4 protein-coding genes and 2 pseudogenes are annotated in these 5,088 nt (G+C 64.3%); 5 read left to right on the top strand and 1 reads right to left on the bottom strand.

Features of this window, described 5'->3' with window-relative positions; genetic code table 11:
* From G3436_RS11790 to rsd, 4 genes and pseudogenes are all read left to right on the top strand, one after another.
* Positions 1-1,002 (top strand): annotated as a pseudogene (locus G3436_RS11790) (uroporphyrinogen-III C-methyltransferase); the annotation flags it as partial.
* Entirely contained in the window at positions 999-2,237 is a 1,239-nt protein-coding gene (locus tag G3436_RS11785) for a heme biosynthesis HemY N-terminal domain-containing protein (protein WP_163945040.1), read from the top strand. The pseudogene G3436_RS11790 and the gene G3436_RS11785, both read left to right, overlap by 4 nt.
* Positions 2,238-2,449: 212 nt before the next feature.
* Positions 2,450-2,971 (top strand): disulfide bond formation protein B, encoded by a 522-nt coding sequence (locus G3436_RS11780; protein WP_163945037.1) that lies wholly within the window; start codon positions 2,450-2,452, stop codon positions 2,969-2,971.
* Between the two features lie 231 nt (positions 2,972-3,202).
* Positions 3,203-3,673 carry a sigma D regulator gene (rsd, locus tag G3436_RS11775; protein ID WP_163945035.1) on the top strand — a complete coding sequence of 157 codons (471 nt, stop codon included), beginning with the start codon at positions 3,203-3,205 and terminating at the stop codon, positions 3,671-3,673.
* Between the two features lie 23 nt (positions 3,674-3,696).
* Here the strand turns inward: rsd and G3436_RS11770 are convergent, their stop codons facing one another.
* On the bottom strand, positions 3,697-4,362 hold the full coding sequence (locus tag G3436_RS11770; RefSeq protein ID WP_163945033.1) for an FKBP-type peptidyl-prolyl cis-trans isomerase: 666 nt from the start codon (positions 4,360-4,362) through the stop codon (positions 3,697-3,699).
* Between the two features lie 205 nt (positions 4,363-4,567).
* On the opposite strand from G3436_RS11770, the pseudogene G3436_RS11765 reads away from it, so the two are divergent.
* A pseudogene (locus tag G3436_RS11765) lies at positions 4,568-5,088 on the top strand (AlgP family protein); the annotation flags it as partial.

Genomic DNA, 5,088 nt, shown 5'->3' with positions numbered 1-5,088 from the left:
CGTCGCGATCGGCGGCTGGGGCGTGTGGCAGGTGCGCCACTTGCAAGGCGCGACCAGCAGCAGCGCGACCAGTTGCAGGCGCTCGACACCCGGGCGCAGGCCTTGCAGCAAGGCGAGCAGCAGTTGTCGTCGCGCCTGGCCGACTTGCCGCCGGCCTCGGAGCTGGAAGAGCGTCGGCGCCTGGTCGCGCAGTTGCAGGGCGACCAGCAACGCCTGAGCCAGCGCCTCGAAACCGTGCTCGGTGCCAGCCGCAAGGACTGGCGCCTGGCCGAGGCCGAACACCTGCTGCGCCTGGCCAGCCTGCGCCTGTCGGCGCTGCAGGACATCACCAGTGCCAAGGCGCTGGTCGAAGGTGCCGACCAGATCCTGCGCGAGCAGAGCGACCCGGCCTCGTTCGCCGCCCGCGAGCAGTTGGCGCGCAGCCTGGCCACCCTCAACAGCGTCAAGCAACCGGACCGTACCGGGCTGTTCCTCAAGCTGGCGGCACTGCGTGAGCAGGTGGTGCAACTTACCGCCTTGGCGCCCGAATTCGACAACGGCGGCGAGCCGCTGTTCGGCCTCAGCGCCGATGGCGATGGTGCCAGTCGCTGGTCGCAATGGTGGGCGCAGATTTCGCGCTATTTCCGCATCGACTTCGATGCCGACAAGAACGTCAAGCCGCTGCTGGCCGGCCAGGCCCTGAACCAGGTTCGCCTGGCCCTCAGCCTGACCCTGGAGCAGGCCCAGTGGGCTGCGCTCAACGGCGAGCCGAAGGTCTACGCGCAGGCGCTGGATGAGGCGCGCAGCGTACTGCTGGCCAACTTCAACCACGACAACGAGCAAAGCCAGTCGATGCTCGAACAGCTCAACGCCGTGGCGGGTGAACCGGTGTCGGTGGTCACACCGGACCTGGCCGACAGCCTGAATGCGGTGCAGGCCTACCTGGAGCGCCGCCACCTGCCGGCCGAAGAGGCGCTCACCCGGCAGCCGGCGGCCCAGGGCCGTCAGGAGAGCAGCCCATGAAACGTGCCTACCTGTGGGTGGTGCTGGCGATCGTCGGCGCTGCCTTGCTGGGTATCGCCGTGGCTCGGCACAGCGGTTACGTGCTGATCGCCTACGACAGCTTCCGTTATGAATCGAGCCTGTGGGCCACCCTGGGCCTGCTGGTGGCAGTGGTGTTGCTGGTGCTGATGGTGCGCTTGGTGCTGAGGTTGGTGTTCACCTCCAGCGGGGTGGTCAACCCATGGTCGCGGCACAACCACAGCCGGCGCACACGCCTGGCCGTCGAACAGGGCCAGCTGGACCTCGCCGAAGGACGCTGGGCCAGCGCCCAGCGCCACTTGCATCGCGCTGCCGAGGCTGAGCGCCAGCCGCTGCTGTACTACCTCGGCGCGGCCCGCGCGGCCAACGAGCAGGGACGTACCGAAGACAGCGACAATCTGCTGGAGCGTGCGCTGGAGCGTCAGCCCCAGGCCGAACTGGCCATCGCCCTGACGCATGCGCAGTTGCAGGTTGATCGGGGTGACACCGAAGCGGCGCTGGTGACGCTGCAGGCGATGCACGAGCGCCACCCGCACAACGTACAGGTGCTGCGCCAGTTGCAGCGCCTGTATCAGCAGCGCGGTGACTGGACTGCACTGATTCGCCTGTTGCCCGAGCTGCGCAAGGACAAGGTGCTTTCGGCTGCCGACCTGGCGGAGCTGGAGCGGCGTGCCTGGGGCGAGAACCTGAGCCTGGCGGCGCGTCGCGAGCAGGATGAGCAGACCGCGCGCCAATCGCTGGAGCGCGCCTGGCAGCAATTGACCACCGCGCAACGCCAGGAGCCGCAACTGGTGCTGGCATATGCCGAGCAGTTGCGTCAGCTGGGGGCCGAGAGCGAGGCCGAGCAGGCGTTGCGCAGCGCCCTCAAGCGCGACTACGAAAGCCACCTGGCACGCCTGTACGGCCTGGTGCGCGGCGCCGATCCGGCGCGTCAGCTGCACACCGCAGAAGGCTGGCTCAAGCAGCATGCCGATGACCCCAGTCTGTTGCTCACCCTCGGCCGCCTGTGCCTGCAGAATCGCCTGTGGGGCAAGGCCCGCGACTACCTCGAAAGCAGCCTGCGCCTGCAACGCAACCCCGAGGCCTGTGCCGAACTGGCCCGCCTGCTGGCGGGGCTGGGTGACACCGAGCGCAGTAATCAGCTGTTTCAAGAAGGCCTGGGCCTGCTCGACGAGCGACTGCTCGCCTTGCCACTGCCAGAGGCTGTCCGGGCGTGAGCCACAGCACGGGTTTGGCGCAAGGCCAAACCCGTGCTGTTTATCTACCTGAGCAGGTGGGTAATTTTTCCCCTGGCTGTTGAGGAAGCGTCTGCCAGTGTGTATCGATACTTTCCTTAGGTTTCAGGGATTTATCGCTGCTGTCGTGCCTTGAAACATCGCTGGTTTTTCCTCTACCGTTGTTACATGTCTTTCCCGCACCTGGACTTGCCATGCGATTGGCCTGTTTGCGCTCACTGTTCTCCCTGGCTTTTGTTGCGTCAGTCCTGATTCTCGCCGGTGCGTTCTACCTGGAGTTCGCCAAGGGGCTGGTACCGTGCCCGTTGTGCCAGAGCCAGCGCATGTTGCTGGGGACGTTCGCTGCAGTCTGCCTGATTGCCCGCCTGCGCGTGACCGGGCAGGCCGGGGCGCGCCGCTATGCCGCCGTGGCGCTGTTGTTGGCGCTGGCGGGGGGGTTGCTTGCAGTACGCCAGATCTGGCTGCAGGGCCAGGCCGTGGTCGCCAGTGTGCCGTGCCCGCGGCCGCTGGGTGTGCTGATCGAGCAGGGGGCCTACAGCGACGTGCTGCAAGCGCTGGTGCTGGGCTCGGTCGAATGCGCCTCGATCCACTGGAGCTTCCTGGACCTGAGCCTGCCCGAATGGAGCCTGCTGGCATTTCTTGTGCTGGCTGCGCTGGCGCTGGCCCGATTGCTCCAGGGCAGCCCGCTGCGAGCCAGCAAGTCATTGAAACCCTGACGCTTGCTGACGGGGGTCAGGCAATCGACCGATGGCCGCCGAGCGCTGGATTAAACACTTGTATGAAACTTGTCGCGTGCGTACCTTGAAGGCAAGGGCGTGCGGGAATAATCTCCCTTGCACGCATACCCAAAACACTGCTGCCTGGTGCCGTTCTGTTGCTTTCACCCTTTGTTGCGCAACCTTGCGCAACGGGGCGCAGCGGCATGACTCAGAAGGGAAGATATCGCCATGTTAGATAGTTGTCAGAACGCTCAGGAACGCTGGGGTGGGGTTCACAAGCTCATTGACCGCTGGCTGGACGACCGGGCCAAGCTGGTAACCGCGTTTCGTGCATTGCGCGATGCCAAGCTGGCCTTCGCCGACATCGAAAAGAACCGTGACTTCTGCGCGATCCTGGTGGATTACGTGTCGGCCTGGCATTTCGAGGTCAGTGAGCAACTGCTCAGCGAAGCCAAGGCATTCGATGACACTCGCAGCCCGGAACTGACCAAGGACATCCGCTCACGTATCACCGACATCACCGACATCGCCCTGGCGTTCAACGACCACTGCGACAAGGGCAACTGCAACGATCAGGAGCGCTTCGCCAAGGAGCTCAGCAAGCTGGGCAGCTTGCTTCACGAGCGCTTCGAGCTTGAGGATTGCCTGATCGAAGTGCTGCACAACGCGCACAAGCAAGAAGAGGCCGTACAGGTCTGATGCCTATCTGCCGTTGCCGGCACTCAGTCGGCAACACCGAGCAATTCGATCTCGAAAATCAATGGCGTGAACGGCGGAATCAAATCGCCTGCGCCATCCGCGCCGTACGACTTGGCTGAAGGGATCACCACCCGCCATTTTGCCCCGGTTGCCATCTGCGGCAACGCCACCTGCCACCCTTCGATCACGCTCTTGAGGCTGAACCATTGCGGTTGTTCGCTCTGGTCGAACACGGCTCCGTCGGGCAGCCTGCCGACGTAGCGCACCTGCACTCGACCATCGGCCCTGGGTGAGGCACCACTGCCTTTGACCAGTTCGGTCACCAGCACCCCTTCGGGCAGTTCACGCACGCCGGCGCGGGCGCGCTCCTGGGCCAGGAAGCGTGTCTCGACCGCCATCAGCATTTCCACCTGCGACTGCGCGGCGGCTTCGTTGGCCTGTGCGTCGTGCTGACTGAGAATCGCCTCGCGGCGGGCCTGGCTGAGCGCCAGCGGCTTGTTCTCGTAGGCCTGTTGCAAGCCCTCGATCAACGCCTTGAGCTGCAGCTCGGGCATCTCGCTGCGCAGGCGTTCGCCCAGGCTTGCGCCGACACTGTAGGCCAGGTCATGGGCGCTTGCCGGTTGCTCTGCGGTGTCGGCAAACGCGGTGGGCAGGGCAAGCAGCAAGGGCAATAACAGGTAGCGAGGCACAGCGTACTCCTGGCGAGTTTGGTGAAGGGTATCGAGCAAATACCGACAGCCTTTTTAACAGCATCTACACTTGTGCGCAGCTGCAGCCATAACAACTTTGCCCAGGCATGCAACGCGGCATCCTACTTACTGTCAACATGCCCTAGCGGCGGTAGCAGCAGAAGGTCTAGTATGAGCCGCATTCTCGTCAGCCAGGAGGTAAGCCATGTCGGCCAGTAAGAAGCCAGTCAGTACGCCATTACACCTGCTTCAACAACTCTCGGGCAGTCTGCTCGAGCATCTGGAAAGTGCCTGCTCGCAAGCGCTGGCTGATGCTGAAAAATTGTTGGCCAAGTTGGAAAAACAACGCGGCAAGGCACAGGAAAAACTGCACAAGTCGCGCCTCAAACTGCAAGACGCAGCCGCCGCCGGCAAGGCCAAGGCGCAGGGCAAGGCCAAGGGTGCCGTAGGCGAACTGGAAACCCTGCTCGATTCGCTCAAGGATCGCCAGTCGCAAACCCGCCTGTACATCGTGCAGCTCAAGCGTGATGCCCAGGACAGCCTCAAGCTTGCCCAGGGTGTGGGCAAGGTCCGCGAAGCGCCGCCAAGGCCTTGACCCAGCGTTCGGCCAAGCCCGCACCTGTCGCGGCCGCCAAACGCCTGCACGCAAGGCTGCGGCAAAACCTGCTGCTGCCAAACCGGCCGCCGCCAAGCCTGCCGCCAAAACCGCAACCGCCAAGGCACCTG

Source organism: Pseudomonas brassicae (genome assembly GCF_010671725.1).
GTDB classification, from domain to species: Bacteria; Pseudomonadota; Gammaproteobacteria; order Pseudomonadales; family Pseudomonadaceae; genus Aquipseudomonas; species Aquipseudomonas brassicae.
The sequence above is the reverse complement of the archived record's forward strand: the minus strand, read 5'-3'. Positions and strand labels throughout refer to the sequence as shown.